22 protein-coding genes are annotated in these 22,659 nt (G+C 33.0%); 7 read left to right on the forward strand and 15 right to left on the reverse strand.

Going from position 1 to position 22,659, the window contains the following annotated elements:
• Positions 1-16: 16 nt before the first annotated feature.
• A complete protein-coding gene (locus J8M14_RS01205; protein ID WP_211072521.1) occupies positions 17-2,248 on the reverse strand; it encodes a histidine kinase in 2,232 nt (743 codons plus the stop codon).
• A 219-nt stretch (positions 2,249-2,467) separates the two neighbouring features.
• On the opposite strand from J8M14_RS01205, the gene J8M14_RS01210 reads away from it, so the two are divergent.
• On the forward strand, positions 2,468-3,643 hold the full coding sequence (locus J8M14_RS01210) for a vWA domain-containing protein (protein WP_211072522.1): 1,176 nt from the start codon (positions 2,468-2,470) through the stop codon (positions 3,641-3,643).
• 19 nt (positions 3,644-3,662) lie between these two features.
• Entirely contained in the window at positions 3,663-4,175 is a 513-nt protein-coding gene (locus J8M14_RS01215) for a rhodanese-like domain-containing protein (protein ID WP_211072523.1), read from the forward strand.
• A gap of 46 nt (positions 4,176-4,221) precedes the next feature.
• Here the strand turns inward: J8M14_RS01215 and J8M14_RS01220 are convergent, their stop codons facing one another.
• Positions 4,222-5,241, reverse strand: a complete 1,020-nt coding sequence (locus J8M14_RS01220) for a type IX secretion system membrane protein PorP/SprF (RefSeq protein ID WP_211072524.1) — start codon at positions 5,239-5,241, stop codon at positions 4,222-4,224.
• Positions 5,242-5,495: 254 nt separating this feature from the next.
• Here J8M14_RS01220 and J8M14_RS01225 point away from each other — a divergent pair, with 254 nt between their 5' ends.
• From J8M14_RS01225 to J8M14_RS01245, 5 genes are all read left to right on the forward strand, one after another.
• Positions 5,496-6,401 (forward strand): NifU family protein, encoded by a 906-nt coding sequence (locus J8M14_RS01225; RefSeq protein ID WP_211072525.1) that lies wholly within the window; start codon positions 5,496-5,498, stop codon positions 6,399-6,401.
• Between the two features lie 128 nt (positions 6,402-6,529).
• Positions 6,530-6,730, forward strand: coding sequence for a dodecin family protein (locus tag J8M14_RS01230; RefSeq protein ID WP_211072526.1), 201 nt, complete (start codon positions 6,530-6,532; stop codon positions 6,728-6,730).
• A gap of 152 nt (positions 6,731-6,882) precedes the next feature.
• Positions 6,883-8,919 carry a thioredoxin domain-containing protein gene (locus tag J8M14_RS01235; RefSeq protein ID WP_211072527.1) on the forward strand — a complete coding sequence of 679 codons (2,037 nt, stop codon included), beginning with the start codon at positions 6,883-6,885 and terminating at the stop codon, positions 8,917-8,919.
• Positions 8,920-9,243: 324 nt separating this feature from the next.
• A complete protein-coding gene (locus J8M14_RS01240; protein WP_211072528.1) occupies positions 9,244-9,945 on the forward strand; it encodes a hypothetical protein in 702 nt (233 codons plus the stop codon).
• A 213-nt stretch (positions 9,946-10,158) separates the two neighbouring features.
• The gene (locus J8M14_RS01245) at positions 10,159-10,860 is read left to right on the forward strand and encodes a hypothetical protein (RefSeq protein ID WP_211072529.1); all 702 of its coding nucleotides are present in this window, start codon (positions 10,159-10,161) and stop codon (positions 10,858-10,860) included.
• Here J8M14_RS01245 and tsaB read toward each other — a convergent pair.
• The 13 genes from tsaB to J8M14_RS01310 form a co-directional block, all read right to left on the reverse strand.
• On the reverse strand, positions 10,814-11,473 hold the full coding sequence (gene tsaB / locus J8M14_RS01250; RefSeq protein WP_211072530.1) for a tRNA (adenosine(37)-N6)-threonylcarbamoyltransferase complex dimerization subunit type 1 TsaB: 660 nt from the start codon (positions 11,471-11,473) through the stop codon (positions 10,814-10,816). The two genes, J8M14_RS01245 and tsaB, sit on opposite strands and share 47 nt — an antisense overlap.
• 37 nt (positions 11,474-11,510) lie before the next feature.
• On the reverse strand, positions 11,511-12,785 hold the full coding sequence (locus J8M14_RS01255; protein ID WP_211072531.1) for an efflux RND transporter periplasmic adaptor subunit: 1,275 nt from the start codon (positions 12,783-12,785) through the stop codon (positions 11,511-11,513).
• A gap of 75 nt (positions 12,786-12,860) precedes the next feature.
• Complete coding sequence (locus tag J8M14_RS01260; protein ID WP_247672520.1) at positions 12,861-14,258, reverse strand: TolC family protein; 1,398 nt, start codon at positions 14,256-14,258, stop codon at positions 12,861-12,863.
• A gap of 129 nt (positions 14,259-14,387) precedes the next feature.
• Positions 14,388-15,509, reverse strand: a complete 1,122-nt coding sequence (locus tag J8M14_RS01265) for an efflux RND transporter periplasmic adaptor subunit (RefSeq protein ID WP_211072532.1) — start codon at positions 15,507-15,509, stop codon at positions 14,388-14,390.
• 31 nt (positions 15,510-15,540) lie between these two features.
• Positions 15,541-16,803, reverse strand: coding sequence for an ABC transporter permease (locus J8M14_RS01270; RefSeq protein ID WP_211072533.1), 1,263 nt, complete (start codon positions 16,801-16,803; stop codon positions 15,541-15,543).
• A 15-nt stretch (positions 16,804-16,818) separates the two neighbouring features.
• Positions 16,819-18,048 (reverse strand): ABC transporter permease, encoded by a 1,230-nt coding sequence (locus J8M14_RS01275; protein WP_211072534.1) that lies wholly within the window; start codon positions 18,046-18,048, stop codon positions 16,819-16,821.
• On the reverse strand, positions 18,041-18,742 hold the full coding sequence (locus J8M14_RS01280; RefSeq protein WP_211072535.1) for an ABC transporter ATP-binding protein: 702 nt from the start codon (positions 18,740-18,742) through the stop codon (positions 18,041-18,043). Before J8M14_RS01280 ends, J8M14_RS01275 begins: the two co-directional genes overlap by 8 nt.
• Positions 18,743-18,962: 220 nt before the next feature.
• Positions 18,963-19,148, reverse strand: a complete 186-nt coding sequence (locus J8M14_RS01285) for a hypothetical protein (RefSeq protein ID WP_348772819.1) — start codon at positions 19,146-19,148, stop codon at positions 18,963-18,965.
• A gap of 71 nt (positions 19,149-19,219) precedes the next feature.
• The gene (locus J8M14_RS01290) at positions 19,220-19,762 is read right to left on the reverse strand and encodes a DUF420 domain-containing protein (protein WP_211072537.1); all 543 of its coding nucleotides are present in this window, start codon (positions 19,760-19,762) and stop codon (positions 19,220-19,222) included.
• Positions 19,755-20,489: an SCO family protein gene (locus tag J8M14_RS01295; protein ID WP_211072538.1), complete on the reverse strand. Its 735-nt coding sequence runs from the start codon at positions 20,487-20,489 to the stop codon at positions 19,755-19,757. Before J8M14_RS01295 ends, J8M14_RS01290 begins: the two co-directional genes overlap by 8 nt.
• A gap of 13 nt (positions 20,490-20,502) precedes the next feature.
• Complete coding sequence (locus tag J8M14_RS01300; protein ID WP_211072539.1) at positions 20,503-21,168, reverse strand: hypothetical protein; 666 nt, start codon at positions 21,166-21,168, stop codon at positions 20,503-20,505.
• Positions 21,169-21,259: 91 nt separating this feature from the next.
• Positions 21,260-21,619, reverse strand: coding sequence for a cytochrome C oxidase subunit IV family protein (locus J8M14_RS01305; protein WP_211072540.1), 360 nt, complete (start codon positions 21,617-21,619; stop codon positions 21,260-21,262).
• Between the two features lie 26 nt (positions 21,620-21,645).
• The gene (locus tag J8M14_RS01310; protein ID WP_211072541.1) at positions 21,646-22,629 is read right to left on the reverse strand and encodes a cytochrome c oxidase subunit 3; all 984 of its coding nucleotides are present in this window, start codon (positions 22,627-22,629) and stop codon (positions 21,646-21,648) included.
• Positions 22,630-22,659: the final 30 nt, after the last annotated feature.

A 22,659-nucleotide genomic window follows, 5' to 3' on the forward strand; every position in this document is an offset into this window, starting at 1 on the left:
AGTATATTTTTTAGTTCTATGTATCTTTCTTTAAAATCAACTTTACCTGAGTTCCTTCTTCATTATCATCAAGATCGGATATGAAAACATCTACTTTGTCCTTATACATCTCATTAAGAATTGAAATCCGTTTTTTGATATTACTCATTCCTTTAGAGTTCTGTAGTTTTTGGTTCATCGTTTTTAGTTCAACAGACTTTTTACGTCCGATTCCATCATCAGTAATAACAATTTGAATACTTTCTGAATTTATTCTTTCGAAATTAATTGACAATAAACCTTTCTCTGATTTATAACGTAAGCCATGCCAAACTGCATTCTCCACGTAGGGTTGCAACAACATTGGTGGAATCATAAATTCAGATACATTAATTTCAGGATCTACCTCTATGTTGTATTCGAATTTATCCTGAAATCTGAAATGCTCCAATTGAACATACAATTTAAGTAGCTCAATTTCCTTTTCTAACGGGATAAAATCTTCTTCACTATTCTCTAGGACAGCTCTCATCAACAGTGAAAAATCCGTAAGGTATCGATTTGCAGCACGTTCATCGCTAGTAGCAATAAAAGTGTTTACAGAATTTAACGCATTAAAAATAAAGTGCGGGTTCATCTGGGAACGCAATGATTTTAATGCCAAAAGGTTATTAGCATATCGTTGTTGCTTCATATTACGAAACATCAAATAGCCCGCTAGAAGTAACAGAACTGTAAGTCCAATCAAAGAATAGATTACAATCTGTTGTCTTATGCTCTGTTGATCTGCCAATTCTTGTGCAGCAAAAGCCAATTGATATCTAGTTTCGTTTAGTTCTCTATCTTTTTCGAGGGTAGCTATACGATTGGCTCGCTGGGCCAATTCACGATTAAAACGGGTTGCCTGCGATATTTCCTGTTCCTTTTGGATATAAAGCTTATCAATAATTACTTCATACTCTTCGAAAGCTTCTGAAGCCTTTTTTAATTCTCCTTTTTCTCGATATACTTCTCCTAGTTTTCGAGTAGCATCTTTTTGAACAACTAAATCATTTTTAGATTCAGCTTCTTTTATACTTTCCTCTAGATAAGGAATTGCTTCGTCATAATTAGATTGTGCTGCAAAAGCATTTGCTATCTTATAGTTTTGGACCTGTGGGGTCAAAGCTCTATCCTCAGTACCCTCCTCTGGCTGACCTATAGAATCTGCTACCGTTTCTATTTGCTTAATATCCTTAAGGGTCTGTTGTCTTAATTCTATTTCTTTATCAAAACTACTATTCTTACTATAAAAATCTGCTGCTTTAGCTCGTTGTCTTGCTGCTGATCTCTTATTGCTTTGTTCCGCAAGCTGAACTGAATTATCAAGATATTCTTCGGCTTCTGTTACATTACCCTGTTGTTCTAAAACCTCAGCCATTTTAGAGTTAAGCAGAATAACTTTATCACTCTTCTTCCTTTTTTGATTGCCTGATAGCGCCTTACTATAATTAGCATTAGCTTTATTATAATCATTCAATCCTTTATAACTATCTCCTAATCCTTCATATACCAGAATGCGCTGAGAAGAATTCAATCTGGATTTCTTCAAATTATTGAATGTTTTTAACGCAGCATTATAATTTTTACTTTGTAATTGAGCTTTGCCTAATTTAATTTTTACATCAGCACTATATTTATTGCTCAAACTGGTAAGGAAGTTGCTTTCTGCCAAGTCAGGTTGTTTCCAATACATATATATATCAGCCAGTGTTTCAAACAATTCTGCCTTTTTTTCATCAGCAAACGGATCATCATCTTTAACAGTCTCCAAAGCTCTGGTAATATAATCTATACTGATAGAAGCATCTTTTTTTAGTGCATTTCTGGCAGCAGCCAAGTTTGCTCCATAAGCAGCAGCGGCTTTCTTACGCTTTTGAACCGCTGCTTCTAATTCTACAGGATTCTCCTTTACCGTAACATCTATCCTATCATTGCCTTTAATTTTATAAATAATAGTCTCAAAACTATCATGAGCAATAATAATCTCATCTCCTATTCTAGCTTCAATTCTAAAATCCCCAGTATTGTTAGTTCTGTATGTTCTTCCACCCATTACTTGTACTTCAACATCCTGAACGGGCTTATATGTTTTCTCCTCTTTTACAGAACCTCTAATCACCATAGGTTTAGGACGTTCTGGTGAAGCTAACCTTCTATTCTCATGCTGACCCAAAAAAACATTAGGTAGTAAACAGATAAACAATACTATGAAACCTATTTTTCTCATTTCATTCAATTACAATAAGGTAAACTTAACCTATTTCTATCGGATAATAAAATCAGTAATACCGCTACGATAGGTTTTTAGACACTTTTTAAGCTTCAAAAGAAAACTTCCCTAATCAAAAAATAGCATTCACTCATTTTATTACCCTTTTCCCTCATTATAGATTTTTTGCAAAAAAAGTTGGATATAGTTTTAACCTGAATTAAAAAACAAAAAGCCATGAGAACAATTTTTATTTGGAGTATATTATTACTGAACGGAATCCACTTTTCCTGTAATGCTAATCACAAGTCAAAAAATGACCTAGCTATTCAACCAGAAAAAGTGCAAGAAATTTTCACCACTAAAACCGATCCTAATTCACGTAATATTCAGGTAGCATTATTACTAGATACTAGTAATAGTATGGATGGACTTATTGATCAAGCCAAAGCCCAGCTCTGGGAGATTGTAAATGAATTATCCTATGCTAAATGTGGCAACCATAAAATTAACTTACAAATCGCTCTTTACGAATATGGGAATGATGGTTTACCGTCTAAAGAAGGTTACATCAGGCAGGTTTTACCATTTTCTGAAGATCTTGATGAAATCTCAAAAGAGCTTTTTAGATTAACCACTAATGGTGGAAACGAGTATTGTGGTAAAGTCATCAACACCTCTATTAACCAATTAGATTGGAAGAAAAATGATGATCACCTAAAGTTAATCTTCATCGCTGGAAACGAACCCTTTACTCAAGGTCCTGTGAATTACAAAGATGCTGCTACAGATGCCCTGGAAAAAGGTATTACTATCAACACAATTTTCTGTGGCAATTATAAACAAGGAATGGATACCAAATGGAAGCATGGAGCAGATATTACTGATGGAGAATATAGTGCTATAGACCACAATCACAAAACCATACATATTGCTACACCATATGATGATATCATATTGAAATTGAATAATAAATTAAATGGCACTTATATCTATTACGGAAGCCAGGGTGCAAACAAAAGAAGTTTACAAGCAGAACAAGATAGTAATGCAAGATCTTATAGTTCGGCTAATGCGGTGAGTAGAACTGTAAGTAAAAGTTCAGGCTTTTATAAAAACAAAAGCTGGGATCTCGTAGATGCTTCAGAAGATAAGGATTTCGAAATAGAAGAGGTTGCAAAAGAACAACTACCTAATGAATTAAAGAACAAATCCAAGACAGAACTAAAACAATATGTTGCTACCAAAAGTAAAGAACGTGCAGAAATTCAACAAAAAATACAAGAATTGAATAAAAAGCGTGTAGAATACATCAAAAACAATCGTAAAAAAGATGACACTAATTTAGAAGCAGCTTTGTTAAATGCCATTAAAAAACAAGGAGAAAAGAAATCCTTCAGCTGGGACGAATAAACTCAAAAGTTATATCTCTATGAAATTCTATTATAAATTAATTGTTTTAATATTTATTTCGGTATCGATGATGTCTCAGAAAAAAAACAAATTACCAAAATCACTTGTTGACTATGATTCTTTTCTAAATATATCTGAAGAAGTTTTAGAATATCGAAAAGAAAGATTAATCCCTCTGGATAAATTCATACTATACGCTAGTGAAGAAAATACTATTATTCTTGACACACGCTCGGAAGCTGCTTATAATAGAAAGCATCTTATAGGAGCAATACACCTTAATTTTTCCGAGTTTTCAGACAAAAAATTAGCAAAGACAATCCCTTCTAAAACCACAAGGATCTTGATCTACTGTAATAACAATATTGATGGCGATTTGGTTAATTTTATGACCAAAAAGATTTCTATGGCTCTAAATATCCCTACGTTTATTAATCTTTATGGGTATGGTTATAAAAACGTATATGAATTGTCATCTTTGGTTGCTATAGATGATAAAAGATTAGAGTTTGAAGGAAGTGAAACAGAATAGCTATTATCTCTAATAAAAAATGCCCTGATCAGGGCATTTTTTATTCTTAATTCTTAGAATTCACAGCAGGGCATTTACAACTCCATCGCTCTTCGCGCTTACCAAAGTCATAACCTAAAGTAATCTGATGAAAACCTCCATTGCTCAATACAACAGAGTTAGATTGATAACTATAGGTATATCCTACCATCCATTTTTTGTAATTCACCCCTAAGAACGGAGTTATATATTGTAATTTTTGACTTTCTACAGCTAATCCATCTTGCGAAAATTCTGCTCCATCAAAACTTCGTCTATACGATGCTCCTCCCCACAATGTACCTATTTTCATATCGTAGTATACTTTTAGATTAGCATCAATAGTACTTTCCTGTGTCTCATCTGTAGATTGGTACATAATAGATGGTTCCATACTCCATGGACCTCGCAAACCAAATACATATCCAAGAGAGAAAATATATCTACGTTGATTATTAGAATCTCTTAAGGTGACATCTCCAAAGTCTGTATTATCAAAAAGATCTCTAGCAGTCGGTAATAAATTTTTTATCGTAAAATGGGCATACCATTCTAAGTAATGGTATGAAGCTCCAACATCTACATTAAAATATCCATCTTTTCGATTACTAGCATCTCTAACCACAGGATCAACAATTCCTGTAAAATCTACATTAGATTGAATATATCCCACACTCGATCCAAATGACAACATATTAAGATCTGTACGATCTCTAGAAAATAATAAGTGATAGGCAAAAGTTGCATACACTCCGGTTTGTTTAAAACGACCGTTCTTATCAGAATATAAAATTGCTCCTAAACCTACTTTATCGTTAGTTCTAAAGTTAATATTGGCAGACTGAGTACTTGGTGCGTCATCTACATCAAACCATTGTTTCCTGGCAGTTAATCTAATTTTATTAGCATTAGCAGCACCTGCCATAGATGGATGCAATAAATACAAATTATCAGAAAGATAATCTGCATAAACAGGAATACCTTCTTGTGAGAACGTATACTGAGAGATCAAAATGATCAACAACAAATAATATCGCTTCAAGTTCATTGGTGCGCTTATAGTTAACATGGGGACAAAGAAAGTACAATATTCTTTAACTGCGAAAAACTTCTAATATTGTAGAATCCTACTATTTCTTTTTCTAAGTTAAAACTTATTATACTGCCAGCATCAAATATATAAATTTTTATAAGAACTGAATTTAACCCTGTTTCGCTACTTGAATCGTTAAAAACTGTTAGCAAAGCTAAGACAATACTGATATCGATCGGGTTTTTAGTAAATTTGCCAAAAATTAAATGATGGAAAAGAATTTTGAGATAAAAATAGAACCAACTTCGAATCCAAGTATAACTAAATTCGAAGCTAATTATTTTCTCACCCAACATACTAGTTATGAGTTTGATAATATCGATCAAGCTAAAAACTCTCCACTTGCACAACAGTTGTTTTATCTTCCGTTTGTAAAAAGAGTTTTTATTGCACAGAATTTTGTAGCTATTGACAAGTATGATATTGTAGAGTGGTCTGATGTTCAGGATGAAGTCGCGGAACAGATCAAAAATTATCTTAATAATGGTCAACCTGTAGTGAGCGAGGCTGAAACGACTAAAAAAGTTCCGATCACCATTTATGCTGAGAGTACTCCTAATCCAGCTGTTTTAAAATTTGTTGCTAATAAAAAATTAGTCACCACAGGTCACGAATTTAAAAACATTGATGATGCCAAAGATGCGCCATTGGCACAAGAATTATTTCACTTACCATTTGTAAAAGAGGTATATATTGATGAGAATTATATCTCTATCCAGAAATACGATATGGCAGACTGGAATGATATCACCATAGAACTAAGAGAGTTTTTACGTAACTATCTGGAACAGGGTAAAGAAGTCTTGACCGCCAATGCTACTGTATCTAAAACCGAAGTAGAAAAACAAGCTGATGTTGATTTTGAAAAATTAGATGATATATCCAAGGATATTGTTAACATCATTGAAGAATACATAAAACCAGCTGTGGCAAGTGATGGTGGTAATATTTTATTTGACTCTTACGATCCAGAAAGTAAAGCAGTTAAGGTAATCTTACAGGGAGCTTGTAGTGGATGCCCTTCATCTACATTTACTTTAAAAAATGGTATCGAAAACATGCTAAAAGAGATGCTTAAGGATAAGGTAGAATCTGTAGAAGCAATAAATGGGTAGTTTGACGAGAAAACTTTAATTTCATCCAAAATACTGTTAAAATTACACCTGCTTTTGTTTCGAAAAGAACAAAGTATCTCGTATCTTAGGGAAATAATAGTTAAATTTTAACCTAAAAAATTCACACAATGGCAATTGTTAAAACTATCGAGGTAATCGCAAGTTCTGATAAAGGATGGGACGATGCTGCTAAAAACGGAATAAAACAAGCAGGAAAAACAGTAAAAAACATAAAGTCTGCTTGGGTATCTGATCAAAAAGCTATCGTAAAAGGTGACGAAATTGTAGAGTTTCGGGTAAATCTTAAAATCTCTTTTGAGATTAGTTAAAAAAAATACTTTATTCTTTATGAAAAGCATTCCACATTGTTGGGATGCTTTTTATATTTTTAGAGATTATAAATCTCTATTCAGTGAAATATTTATTTTTTATACTGTCAATATTTTTATTGACACAATGTACTAGTCAAAACAAACCGGCTATGGAACAACATACCTACACTAATGATTTGATTCACGAAACCAGTCCTTATCTTTTACAACATGCCCATAACCCTGTAGATTGGAAACCATGGGGGGATAAAGCTCTTAAGCAAGCTAAAAATGAGAATAAACTTATAATTGTAAGTATTGGCTATGCAGCTTGTCATTGGTGTCATGTCATGGAACATGAAAGTTTTGAAGATCCAGAAGTAGCAGAATTAATGAATACAAATTTTATTAATATAAAAGTGGATCGGGAGGAGCGCCCGGATATAGATCACGTATATATGAATGCCGTGCAACTTATGACCGGTAGTGGTGGGTGGCCTCTAAATATGATTACACTTCCCGATGGTAGACCCGTTTGGGGAGGCACCTATTTTCCTAAAGGAAATTGGATGGATGCCATAAAACAAATAGCTGATCTCTACCAAAAGCAGCCCGACAAGCTTTTGGAATATGCAGAAAAGCTAGAGCAAGGTATTAAAGCTGTTGATATTATTGAAGTAAATACTGATGAAATCAATTTTGACAAAGAAATCATTGCCTCAGCAGTAAATGATTGGAGTAAACATTTTGATCATCAAAAAGGAGGTACCAACAGAGTTCCTAAATTTATGATGCCCAACAACTATCACTTTTTACTTAGATACGCACATCAATCAGAAGACAAAGAACTTATGGAGTATGTTACTAATACATTGACCAAGATATCTTTTGGCGGAGTCTATGATCATGTTGGAGGTGGCTTTGCAAGATATTCAACAGATGCCAAGTGGCATGTTCCACATTTCGAAAAGATGTTATATGATAACGCACAATTGGTCAGTTTATATTCTGACGCTTATCTGGTAACCAAAGACCCATGGTATAAAGATGTAGTATATGAAACATTAGAATTTGTTTCTAGAGAACTCACTAATAATGAAGGGGCTTTTTATTCATCTCTGGATGCGGATAGTCTAACACCAGAAGGAGAATTAGAAGAAGGTGCGTTTTATGTTTGGAGGAAAGAAAAACTTAAAACCTTGCTAGGTAATGATTATGAACTATTCTCTGATTATTATAATATCAATTCGTATGGTTTATGGGAAAAAGGAAATTATGTGTTGATTAGAAAACAAAATACTGAAGAGTTTTGCAATAAAAACAATATAAAGCCCGAAAAGCTTGACCAAAAACTTAACACCTGGAAAGAACTTTTATTAAACGAACGAGAAGAACGTTCCAGACCTAGATTAGATGATAAAACATTAACTTCCTGGAATGCGTTAATGCTAAAAGGATATCTAGATGCTTATCGTGTATTTAATGAAAAGAAATTTCTAGACGCTGCATTGCGAAATGCAAACTTTATTAAAGACAATCAACTCAATAAAGACTATTCTTTATATCATAATTATAAAGAAGAAAAAAGTACAATAAATGGTTATCTAGAAGATTATGCTGCGGTTATAGAGGCTTTTATTGCTTTATATGAGTCTACTTCAGACAAACTATGGATTGATATTTCAGAAGGACTTGCAGCATATACCTTTAAACACTTTTTTGATAAAGAAAAAAACATATTCTACTTCACATCGGATAAAGATCCAAAACTAGTCAGTCGAACGATAGAATATAATGATAATGTGATTCCTGCATCGAATTCTATAATGGCTAAGAACCTATTTCTTTTATCTCATTATAAATATAAACCTGAATATAATAGTATTTCAAAACAAATGCTACATAATATACAACCGCAGATACGAGAATATGCTTCAGTATACTCTAATTGGTTAGATTTGATGCTCAATTTTTCATACCCGTTCTATGAAGTTGTTGTTATTGGAGCCGAAACAGAAAACAAGTTAAAAGAACTAAATAATTATTACATTCCTAACAAATTATTAGCGAGTAGCACCTATCAGATTAATGAACCCTTATTTGAAGGAAGATATTCTCCAAACGAAACGTTGATATATATATGTGTAAATAATGCATGTAAGTATCCCGTAAATAACGTAGTAGAGGCTATTAAGCTTATCGATTAGAGTTTAATATATACGAGAATTATAATTACCATAGAATTTAAGGTAATATTTCCCCATAACTGTGGAAAAACTACCTAACTCAACATTACAAAAATGTCCAAAATAGTCAAAATCAAACGTTTTCGTAGCTAAAAAATAGAGAAAAAGTAAGGTTTTACCGTAAAAATACATGAAGATAATTTGTTAAAAAATAGATTTTAATAATAATTATATCGTATTATTGATAATTTTTTTAATTATACATAAAAATTAACGTTAAAAATTATAAAATCTTGCACTTCATCCGATGTTTTGATACATTTATCGAACCTAAATCAGTATAACATGAGAAAACTTTTACTTCTTTTATTGTTGATATTTTCGACTAGTGTATTTGCACAACTTCCTAGATCCTTAATGACCTCTACACAGAGAATTTCTTCATTTGACGAATATGATGGCTCTGTTTATATGAAATCAAAATATAAAGAGTCTAGTGTTATTGATGAGAGATCAGGAACTTTTGACGCCAAATTAAAGTATAACATATACAGTGATGCTTTAGAATATAAAGACGGATCAAATTATTTCGCAATACGTAAGGTTCCCACTATACATGCGCGAATTGATGGTGATTATTTTTACTATTGTAATTTCAAAACCCAGAGAGGTTTAAAAAGAGATGGGTATTATGTATTAGTCGAACTAAATGACAAATACAGAATCTATAAAAGATTTACTCTTGATATAAAAGAACCTAAGAAGAATGATCTTACTAGTTTAGAAGAAGCAGGTGAATTAAAAATGGTTACTACATATTATATAGAAGAGGCCGGTATGATTATGGAGTTACCTATGTCTAAAAAGGATATGTTAGCTACTTTTAGTGATAAAGAAAGTGAGCTAAAGCAATATATGAAGAAAGAAAAAATAAGACTTAGAAAAGAAGAGGATTTAATTCGACTTGTATCTAGATACAATGCCCTAAAAAGTTCTGATGATACTCCGTCAAGAAGTCTTCTAAGCAATAGGTCAAGAGGCAACTAAAATTTGTATTACTTCCTCTTACTGTTTTTCTCACTTAAAAAAATATAATGCCATCCTATTTTAGAGATGGCATTATTTTTGAAATAAATTATGTAGCCATTGCGATTTTATAGATATTTGGGCGATTTTTTTATGAAATCTAAAATTCAAAATAATGATTTTTGCTTTTTATCTGATTTGTTATTATTTTCGTCTTGACAATACACAAAAATTATGAGAAAAATCTTACAACTGTTAACCTTCCTGACCACATCTGTACTATTCGCGCAGTTTCCTCCAACCATGATGAAATCCTCAAAGAAGATTTCGAAATTTGATAAATATGCGGGGTCTATTTATGTATTTGAAGATTATAAACAAGCTGATGTAATAAACGAATCATCCGGAACATTCGAAGCTGAATTGAATTATAACATATATACTGATGCTTTAGAATTCACTGAAGACTCTAAATTATTTCAATTGGTTAAAACTCCTACTACTCATGCAAGAATAGATGGTGACTACTACTATTTTTGTAATTTTAAAACTCAAAGAGGAGTTAGAAAAGATGGGTACTTTGTACTTGTGGAACTAAATGATTTATATCGTATCTACAAAAGATACGAACTTAAAATCACTGACCCCGAGGACATGAATTCTATGGGTACTTCGACTATTGGAAAAATAAAGGTATTAAAAACCCTTTATTTAGAAGAAAATGGAATAATCTTAGAGTTACCTATGAGTAAAAAAGGAATATTATCTGCTTTTTCCGATAAGCAAGATGAATTGAAAAAATATATTAAGAAGGAAAAAATTAAACTTAAAAAAGAAGAAGATCTTATACGACTAGTTGCTAAATATAATGCTTTAAAAAGTATAGACGCTAGCCCGACACGAAGTCTTTTAGGTAATACGGATCAAAATAACTAACATCTTCAAAATCTTTTTCTAAAAATTTAGAATAACCGAGTGTTGCCATCTCATTAGCAGATGGCAATTTCTTTTTTATAAACACTGCATTTTTATGTTCACATATTTCAGTAAACTTTTCGACGCCATTGCCAATAAAATACACTTTATCATCTTGTAAATAATCCTGAAAAGAATCTTCTGATAATATCTCAGCTTTGGTCTCTCTAACTTGTTCAAAAGAGCCCGAAAAAACTACTGAATACACTTCCATTCGCCTAGCGTCGAGCATAGGAACAATATACCCATCATTAGTATTAACTTGCAATGCTAAAGATTGTAACGTGGGTATAGAGATTAAAGGAATATCTAAAGCATAACACAATCCTTTTGCAGTAGAGACTCCTATTCTTAATCCTGTATATGATCCAGGACCTTTACTAACGGCAACAGCAGAAAGATCTTTAAACAAAACCTCTGCTTCTTTCATAACCTGATCTATGTAGTTGTGCAATCGTTCTGCATGAGAATATTTAGTATCATAATCCTCGATACTGGCTACAATTTCATTATCCTTAGCTAAACAAACCGAACAATTGGTAGTTGCAGTTTCGATATAAAGTATATAAGCCATCCTATTAAATTTTGGCAAAGATAACTCAATTAAGTTATTACTTCTTAGCCTCTTTTTTAGATTCTAGCTGAACTTTATCACCGGTTTTCAGAATCTTGGTTACCAAGTTGTATGGACCAGTAATTACTTCTTCTCCTTCTTTTAAACCAGTCGTAATCTCTATATTACTATCATCTTGGATTCCTGTCTCAATCACTCTAAGTTTAGCAGTTTCGCCATCTTTGACAAACACACATTCAAATTTCTTATCAGAATCTTCAATTTTTTCCTTGGTATAAGTTCGTTTTGTAGAAGAAGTATCACTCTTAATCACAATAGCACTAATAGGAACTCCAATTATGTTTTCTCTCTTGTTAGTAATAACATCTACCGTGGCGGTCATCCCAGGACGAAAAGGAGAATAACTCTCTGGTTTACCTTCTAATAAATCTTTATAAGATTCTTCAAGAATGCGAACCTTAACTCTAAAATTAGTGACCTGATCAGCACTCAAAGCACTTTCTGCTGAATTTGCAATCTCAGTAACCAGTCCTTTAAATTCTTTTTTTAGATATGCATCTACCTCCACAATTGTAGAATCACCAATCTGAACCTTTACAATATCATTTTCATTAACATCTACTTCAACCTCCATATTGCTAAGGTTCGCAACACGTACAATCTCAGTACCAGCCATCTGCTGTGTTCCAACTACTCTTTCTCCCAGTTCTACAGATAACTTAGAGACTGTTCCGCTCATGGGAGCATAAATAGTAGTTCTGCTCAGGTTATCTTTAGCCTCATTAACGGTAGCTTGAGCGCTCTTTACACTATAAAAAGCAGATTGCTTAGAAGCTTCTGCGACTTCAAAAGCAGAAACCGCTCTATCCCACTCTGCTTTAGAAATTACTCCTTTATCAAATAATTCTTTATTACGCTCATAGCTAAGTTTAGCTTCTTTAAGACTTGCCTCTGCTTGCTGAAGGCCCGCTCTTACGTTTTGTAAAGATGCCTGAGACCTGTTTAACCCTGCCTGAATAATATCAGGGTTGATTCTAACTAAGAGATCTCCTTTCTTAACTTGTTGTCCTTCTTTTATTGGTAGTTCAATAATTTCTCCAGAAACTTCTGAAGAAAGTTTAACCTCTACTTCTGGCTGTATTTTTCCAGTAGCGGCAACAGTCTCGATAATATCAATCTTCTCTATCTTAGTAATAGAAACGGATTTAAGATTACCATTTTTACCAAACCAACCTGCTTTTTTACCAGCAACTAGTAATACAATTAAAAGGATAGCAACACTTAAAACAATGAGTAATGTTTTTCTATTCATGGCTTACTTTACAGTTAATTTTTGTTGTATGAAATTACAACCTTTTATAGAGTAGCCAAAATAGAAGGCTACTATTTATAATTTTATATCAGCAATCTTTATCCCAAAATAAAGCTCTAATACTTTAATTTTAAAAATATAATCAAATTTAGCTTGTACGGCATTACTTTGAGCATTTTCTAATCTAAATTTTGATTGACTAAAGTCAAATGCATTAGTTAATCCCACATCATACCTATCCTTAGCGTATTCATATGCTCTTTCTTGAGCTTTTACAGCAACCTCTGATGCTTCATAAGCTTCAGCAGAGCCTTTGGCATCAAGATACGCCTGATATACGTTACTATCCAAATCAAGCTCAGCTTGCTCTAACTGAAAAGCATTACGTTTTACATTAATCTTACTTCTTTTGACTTGGTTTCTAGTTGCAAAACCGTTAAATATTGGAACTGAAAGAGAAAAACCATAATTAAAACTTCTATTCTCAGAAAACTGATCGAAAATTGGATCAGGTCCAGTAAAAACAGGATTTCCTAAAACATCAATTATAACATCTCCAGATGCATTCCTAGCAACTTGATCAGCTCCAGTTTCAAAGGTACTAGCTCCAAATGAAGCAGTAAGCGTAGGATAATAAGCAGCTCTCGCTATTTCAACATCTTTCTCTGCCAATAGCTTGTTTTGCTCCGCAATTTGTACTTCATATCGAGCTTCTCTCGACCTTGAACGAATAGTTTCTATAGAATTATCCAAAACATCCGCAGAGGGAATCAAATAATCTTGCTCTGCAATGTCAAAACTTTCATACTCTTTAATCAACAATGTCTGAGCCAATCCTACACGAGCAATCAGTACTGCATTTTCTGCCTGTACAATACGAGTTAATTCATCCGCAGAAGTTGCTTCTATTTCTAAAAGATCGCCTTGAGGCAAAACTCCTGCATCTACCAAATCTTTTGTCCTTTTAAGTTGTTCTAATGTAATCTCGTGCTGTTTTTCAATTACTTTTAAGGATTCTTTATTAAGCAATACTTGCAAATAGCTATTAGCAACAAAAAGTGCAATATCATCTTTAGACTTGCCTAAGTTGTATTGATTTAACAACATATTGATTTTTGCTCTTTGCAATCTTTTCCAATTGCTTAGACCTCTAAAAATATCCACCCCGATAGAACCTCCATAGCTAGAACTCCTTATGGTTTGATCAATATTAGTACCTGTTCTTGGGTCATTTACTAATCCTGAATTCCATGAATTACCAGCTTGTGCATTGAGTGATGGTAAAAAATTACCTATTGCATCAATCCTATCAATCTCTGATGCTTCTAAATTAAGAGCAGATTGTTTTATGGTGATATTGTTTTCTAAAGCATATTCTACACATTCTCTAAGTGTCCATTTTTTTTCTTGTGCATGAGAACTCATTACCCCAAGAAGTGTGAAAAATAAAATTGAAATTTTAATTCGCATCATACCCTATTTGTATATAATTGATTGCTGTTGTTACATTTTTTCTTAACAAAATTAATTTTGCCATATTGATTCTAGGAAACTAAACATAAACTGTTTATTTCGTGTATATTAATTTCAGAACAAATTATCTTAATTCCGGTTCCCCTCTGGTTCTTTCTTTATAGGTTCTGTTTTATTCCATACTTTGATATCATCTTCTTCAGTAATACCAGAAAGTATTTCGACATTGATTCCATCAGACAGTCCTATTTCTATATCTTTTCTTTCGAATTCCTGATCACCTGTTTGAACCTCTACATAAGGGTCTTCTGTTTCTTTATCAAATTGTAATAACGCTTCTTTAATTGCTAAAATATCATTTTTTGTATCCAAAACTATAGAAGCATTAGCACTATATCCAGCTCTAATAAAATATTCTTTATCCAAAAAAACTTCTCCCTCTATCTTAAACTGCACAGCACCTTGTTCTTCGCTTCCTTTAGGTGCAATAAACTTTAATTTAGCGTCAAATTCTTTATCTCTGATCGCCCCTAGGCTTACCTTAAGTGGCATATCAATTTTAAGTTTACTTACCTCAGCTTCATCAACCTTTCCTTCAAAGATCATCTTATTAAGATCAGCGATAGTTGCTACCGTAGTACCATCATTAAAATTATTACTTTGAATTACCTGATCACCTTCTTCTACAGGAATTTCTAAAACCGTTCCGGAAACAGAAGCTCTAACATTTGTTATTGCTTGTGCTCCACCTGTCGATCCCTGACGTATGATTTGCAGGTCATTACGTGAATTACTAACCTCTTGTACTGCCTGATCATAACGTAATTTTATATTTTGAAAATCTTGAGAAGCTATTACTCCTTTATCAAAAAGCGCTTTATTACGATCATAATCTTGTTTAGCATTATCAAGGCTTATTTGTGCATTTTTAACACGTCCTCTAGCACTGTTCAATGCTTGTTCATTAGGCACTACTTTTACTTTAGCTATTAAATCACCTGTTTTGATTGCACTCCCCTCTTCCACATAAATCTTTTCAATAATTCCTGATACCTGAGGTTTTATTTCTACTTCTTCTTCTGGTATCACTTTTCCTGTAGCTACAGTTTTCTCTTCTATAGAGGTTCTAAAAGCTTTTTCTGTGGTGAATACTATTGGTGATTTACTATTGGAGCTTATTAGATATTTACCTGAAAAACCAAGTAAAGCTATAAAAACTACAACTAATAAAATTTTAAAAACTTTTTTCATTTTGATTGATTATATTACTTTGACTGTTATATTATTCTTCCCTTAATGCTTCTATTGGCTTTATACTTACGGCCTTCTGAGCTGGTATTAAACCTATTAGTGTTCCCAGTAAAACGATAGCAAACATAGCACCTGTTACTGCAAAGAAATCTACAGTAGGATTTAGTAAAGGAATGTCATCATTATTACCTATAGCAGTATTTACACCCCAAAGAATTAATGTTCCAAATACGAAACCTATTAATCCAGCTAAAAATGTAAGTAAAACTGATTCTAACATAATTTGACCTCTAACCTCTGATGGTGTTGCTCCTAACGCCCTTCTCACACCTATCTCTCGAGTTCGTTCTTTCACTGTAATTAGTAAAACATTACCAATAGCTATAACTCCCGCAATCAGTGTAGCAATACCAACAATATAAGTGATCAAACGCATTCCTGATAAAAATCCATTGACTTTTGCTACTTGTTCACCAAGGTTGAAACTTCCAAACGCCTGATTATCATCAGGGTGCACATCGTGCATTCGTTTTAGATAAGTTTTTATAGTGGCTTCAGTATTCACTATATTTTTATCAGCTTTAGCAGTAATTACCATCCAAGAAATATTTCTCCCTTGATTAAAAATTGTCTGAAATGTAGTAAATGGTAAGAAAATAGAATCATCACCTTCAAAGCCTTGCTGGGTTGGTTTATACACTCCAATAACCTTAAAATAAATTCCATTAATTTTTACAAAATCACCAATTGCATTTTCATCTTTATCATAAAACTGCTTGTAAATATCTTCTCCTATAACACAGACTTTACGCTCATATTTGATATCTTCTTCATTGATGAATCGCCCCCCATCGAACATTTTTTTCTTAGACACTTTGTCTATCGTTGGATAATCTCCAAATACCTGAAATGCGCCGGATTTTGATCCTCTAACAAATTGACCGGGAGGAGTACCCCATCTACCTGTAACATTACGAGGAGCAATATATTCGATATCATCCACTTGAGATTTTAAAGCATCCACATCATCAAGTGTTAGTTGCATTCTTCTACCTCGTTTAAAACCTTCATTAGGAATACTGGTTTGCTGCCCCCAAAGAAACATAGTATTTGTAGCAAAATCATTAAACTGACTTCTAAAGCTATTATCTAGGCCTTTTGCCATACCCAGAAGCACTACAAATAAAAATACTCCCCAGGTTACACCTATAACTGTAATTATGGTTCTGATCTTATTCTTACGGATTGCTCCATATATTTCTTGCCAGGTATCCCTTTCGAATATAAATTTCATAACAAGTGTTTTTACTTATTCATCTCTTAGCGCAATTATCGGTTTTATTTTTGCAGCTCTTCTTGCAGGAATATATCCTGCTAACAATCCTGAAAGCACTAAAGTAATCGTAGCAACTACAATAACACCTGTTTCTACTTTTGGGTTCAGAATAAAAAAGTCTTCTAAGTTATTTCCAATCAATTTTAAGATCAGAATCCCCAAAATCAAACCTACATATCCAGCGATAGCAGTAATCAAAACAGACTCCTGGAGTACCATGGCTATAATTGATCTTGGAGAAGCACCCAGTGCTTTTCTAATACCCAATTCTTTAGTTCGTTCTTTTATACTAAAGGTCATAATATTACCAATACCAATGACCCCTGAAATTAATGTCCCTATTCCTACTATAAATATGAGTGCGTAGATACCGCCAAGAATTACCATAGTTTCTTTAATATCTTCTGCAAAACTTCTTACTCTTATAGCGCTTTGATCATCTGGTGCTACATTGAATTTTTTCTTAAAATCTTCTTCTATTTTTTTTGAAAAAGCAATGGCTTGTTCGGTATTCATCGCCATATTATAAGATATATTTATCTGGTCCAACTTCTCATTGTTACCAAAAAGTAATTGCACGGTTTTATAAGACATATAGATAATCCTTTCTTCATTGTCTCCACCACTATCCTGAAAAACACCTACTATTTTATAAGCTATACCATCTACATCAAGTATTTTTCCTAGTGCATCTTCATTTTTAAAAAGATCTTTTTCTATTAGTCTACCAATAACAATATTTTTGGTTCGTTCTTCTACATCTACTTCGTTAAGATATCTACCTTTCATCATTATCGTTTTCTCTAGATACTGATGATCCTGATTCACCGCTCTTATACTATAACTACCAGATTCTTTTTTATACTTTGCTAATCCATTGCGATAAATTCTTGGGGTAGCATGTTCTACTTTTCCGATATAATTATCTTTGATAAATTCGAAATCTTCATTTTCAAATTGAATTCTTCTATTTTCCTGAAAGCCCTTATATGCTTTAGATGTGTTTCCTCCTCTAATAAATATGATATTTTGCGCATCATCAACAAAACTGCTCAGGAAACTATTGAGCAAACCATTTCCTAACCCTAAAAGAATAGTAAAGATCAAGATCCCTAAGGCCACTGTAAATCCGGAAAGGAATGTACGTAGCTTATTTTTTCCTATGGCTTCGAATATTTCTTGCCATCTATCTCTATCAAACATACTTTGATGCCCTAACTTGTTCTACATATTTATCTTCTACAATAACACCATCTTTAAGATGCACAATGCGTTTACACATATTAGCAATATCCTCTTCGTGAGTTACTACCAATATTGTTTTACCTTCATCATTAATACCTTGAATGATATCCATTACTTCGTAAGAAGTTGTACTATCTAATGCTCCTGTTGGTTCATCTGCTAATAACACTTTAGGGTCAGCCGCAAGGGCTCGCGCAATTGCTACACGTTGTTTTTGACCTCCTGAAAGTTCACTAGGTAAATGGGTCGCCCATTCGGCTAAACCAACTTTACCTAAATAAGTCATTGCTTTTTCTGTTCTTTCTTTTCTTTTTTTGCGCTGATAATATAATGGAAGTGCAACATTTTCCATTGCAGACTTATAATTAATCAGGTTAAAAGACTGGAAAACAAACCCTAAGAATTTGTTTCGGTATTGAGCTGCTTTAGTTTCATTCAACCCCCTAATAGGAACGTTATCCAGAAAATAACTTCCACTATCTGCTTCATCCAGCATTCCTAAGATATTGAGCAAAGTAGATTTTCCTGAACCGGAAGATCCCATAATAGCAACTAATTCACCTTCTTTTACACTAAAATTAATCCCTTTGAGTACGTGAAGCGAATTGCTTCCCATCTGGTAAGATTTATGCAAGTCTTTGATTTCAATCATAATGCTTGATTAAGATTTATTTAGGCAAAAAGCCCAAGAAACTTATAGTTAAGACCCACTGACTTATAAAAAACAGATTTTTAATTAACCTACTATTTTTTCCCCAATAGAGGTTCATTTTGGATTGGTTAGTGCAATCTTATCTATAGGATAAGACTTACAATACCGTCATTTCGTTACAGTAGATTTTGTTAGGAAAATGTTAAATTTAAAATCACTATTACTTTTTACTACCCTTCTTATTTTCCTTATAAATAAAATACCCAACGGTTCCAACCAAAATATATGGAATAATCATTAAATATTTAATACCATTATTAATGCCTTTTGCAGTTTCTTGACCTTCTTCACTTTCTAAAACTGCACGACACATAGCACACTGAGCTTCAGCTGAAACGGAAATCAACAACAATAAGATTGATATGTAAAATATTTTTATTTTCATAAGTACTTTGACAAGCTCAACATGACACTTTTTTAAACATAATAGGGTGAAATCATAATATAAACAATTACACCACTAATCGCCACATATAACCAAATCGGGAATGTGATTCTGGCAATCTTGCGATGTTTATCAAATCGCTCTGCCAATGCTCTTACAAACGTAATCAACACAAACGGAATCACAACTATAGACAAAACAATATGTGTAATGAGTATAAAGTAATATATATAACGTATTGCTCCTTCTCCCCCAAATGCAGTTGAATCACTTGTCATATGATAAGCTACATACATTACCAAAAAAAGAATAGAACAAAGAATTGCTGTTTTCATTAAGCGCTCATGAAGCTTTATTTTTTTGTTTTTGACAGCCCATAATGCCACAACCAAAATTACAGCAGTTAATCCGTTAATTGAAGCATAAATTGGAGGTAAAAATGTTAATGGCTCTACATCAAATCCCATTCTTCTTAGATTAACACCAAATAGTGCTGCCACAGCTCCCGGAATAACAATAGATAATACCACTATCCATTTATTATATTTTTTCTCTAATGCTGATGTATTACTCATCTTTTTTTAATAATTTCTTGATGTCTTCTAACAAAATAGTGATCTGTTCTTCTTCTCCATTTTCATCTACCCTTTCTTCAACCCCTATAGTACCTCTATAATAAATAAGTGGGTTTCCGGAAGCGTCATACCGTGATCTTATATAACCTTCCTGATCAATTAAAGCGAAATATCCATTATGCTCAAATCCTCCCGGCACATCGGGATTTTCTGCTGCATAAATATTAAATCCAGCATTTGCTAAATCATAGATATCTTCTCTATCGCCAGTTAAAAAATGCCAATCCGGATTCGTTACCTTGTAATTCTCAGCATACTTTTTAAGTCTGGTAGGTGTGTCAAACTTAGGATTGATAGTAAAAGAAGCTACTCCAAAATCCTCGTATCCTTTAAGCTTATCTTGTAAATACACCAGATTCCTAGTCATCTTTGGACAAATAGTAGGGCAACTCGTAAAGAAGAATTCTGCAATATAAACTTTACCAATATAATCATGGTTAGTAATCAAAATGCTATCCTGATTCAGAAATGCAAATTCAGGTACTTTTTTAGGTTTATCATTAATCTTTATATATGATAACTTTTTATTTGCAACAGGATTGCTGGCACTCATCCTATCATTTTTTACTACAGAAGAAGTTTTTACCCTATTAATAATTCTTGGAATAAATATGATTCCGAAAATTAATATAACAAAGGATATACCAACGTATGAATACTTTTTCATAGAATTATTTACATTATTTTTCCCGAAAGCCATCAGTACGATCAGCTTTATATTTTTTAAGTGCCAAACGATATTCTGCAAGAATAACTTTTACATCATCTGTCATTACATTTGCCAAATCAGCAACCGAACTGGCATCATACCCATACACTTTTGATTCGTTTTCTTTTAGTGTACCATCCCTACCTCTTAGGCTCCCGCTTTTATCAATGATATATACATAATGCGTTGAAAGGTTATCGTCTAACTGATGCGATACTTTAAGGCTTTTAAATAGCGCCATAATACTTTCTGGTGTTCCAAAAACAAATTTCCATTCAGACACATTAGTAATATTATCTAATTCATCTAAAAGATCCTTAGCAGCTTTTTCACTTCCATATGGTAATGGCATCACAAATTGAAAGTCTCTAAATTCGTGGTTTTTCTTATAAATCTTTTGATTTAAGTTAAAAGCATTTCCTTGTTTGTTATAGATATCCTTACCCAAAAAGCCTAGAACTGTAATTTTATCTTTAAATGTTATTTCTTCACTAGACAAGCTTTCAAAATTTTCAATACCTCCCACAGCACTATTCAGAACCGGAAGTTTTGCAAAATTATGAACTCCAGAAGCAAAAAATAAATAGGCAACCAAGGGTAATACGAATAAGATACCAAGAACCAGAAATTTCTTCATTTTATATATGTTTTACTTCTTGTGCAAAAATAAAAAAGACGGTCGAAAAGAACCGTCTTTTATTAAGCTTTTAACTTATATCATTAAAGGGTTAAAAATCCCAACTTTTATGTCCAGCTTTGAACACTTCGTATACATAATCTCCTTCTGTAAGAAGAATGAAGATTAAATAACAAATTAAGAAAATTGACGTCCAAACCACTGCTCTTCTCAACCCTTTAGTTTCACCTTCCATGTGCATGAACGACCAAGTGATATAATATGCTTTATACAATGTAAGTATAATAAAAATCCAGTTTAGTAATTTCATACTGATTACAGTAGTTTCAACCAAAAATGCTGGTTTTATAATACCTAATATAACTTCAACTATTGTTACAACAGATAACAGTATGAATACTTTCCAGATTCTTCCTGTATTTGATTCGTGATGTGCTGTATCGTGTGCCATATTTTGTTTAATATCTTTTTAAATAATTATACCAGGTAGAAGAATGTAAATACAAATACCCAAACTAAATCTACAAAGTGCCAGTATAAACCAACTTTCTCAACCATTTCATAGTTCTTTCTTCTCTCATAGGTTCCAAGAATCACATTGATAAAGATGATAATATTAATTACAACACCAGAGAATACGTGGAAACCATGAAAACCGGTGATGAAAAAGAAAAAGTTAGCAAACAATGGAGTTCCATATTCATTATGACGAAGATTAGCTCCCTCTACTATACCGATTGCATCATTGGTTAGTCTTCTTAAAGACTCTTCTCTTGATAATACCGTTTTCTCACCTTTCTCAGTAAGTATTTGTGTTCTTATGACAAGATCTTTATTCTTTGCAAAACCAGCTCTGATTTCATCAATTGTATATGTTGGAAGTGTAGCTTCGCTTTCATACCACAACCCATTTCGTTCTTCGTGCTGAGCTCTATCTTGATTATTATCAATAATTGCAATTTCTTTTAATCCAACTCTATGTCCTTCTGCATCCACAAACTGAAGAATTTGACCTCCTTTTGTTTCTACGGCACCATATTCTCCTTTGATAAAGTTTTTCCACTCCCAGGCCTGTGATCCAACAAATATTGCACCTCCAATTATGGTTAAGAACATATAAAAAATTACCTTTTTCTGCTTCATTTGGTGACCAGCATCAACCGCTAGTACCATGGTAACAGAAGAAAATATAAGTATAAAGGTCATCAAAGCCACATAGTACATTGGAGCATCTACTCCATGTAAAAACGGAAAGTGGTTAAACACTTCATCGGCTATTGGCCAAGAATCAATAAACTTAAATCTCGAAAAACCATATGCGGCAAGAAATCCTGAGAATGTAAGTGCATCAGAAACGATAAAAAACCACATCATCATCTTACCATAACTCACCTTCAGTGGCTGGTTACCACCTCCCCAGATTTTATCTTCAGTACCTGTTTTAGTAACAGCTGTTTCCATAAAAAGAATTTGGTATTGTTAAATTTTCCA

Source organism: Aquimarina sp. MMG016 (genome assembly GCF_018100805.1).
In the GTDB taxonomy this organism is placed as follows: domain Bacteria; phylum Bacteroidota; class Bacteroidia; order Flavobacteriales; family Flavobacteriaceae; genus Aquimarina.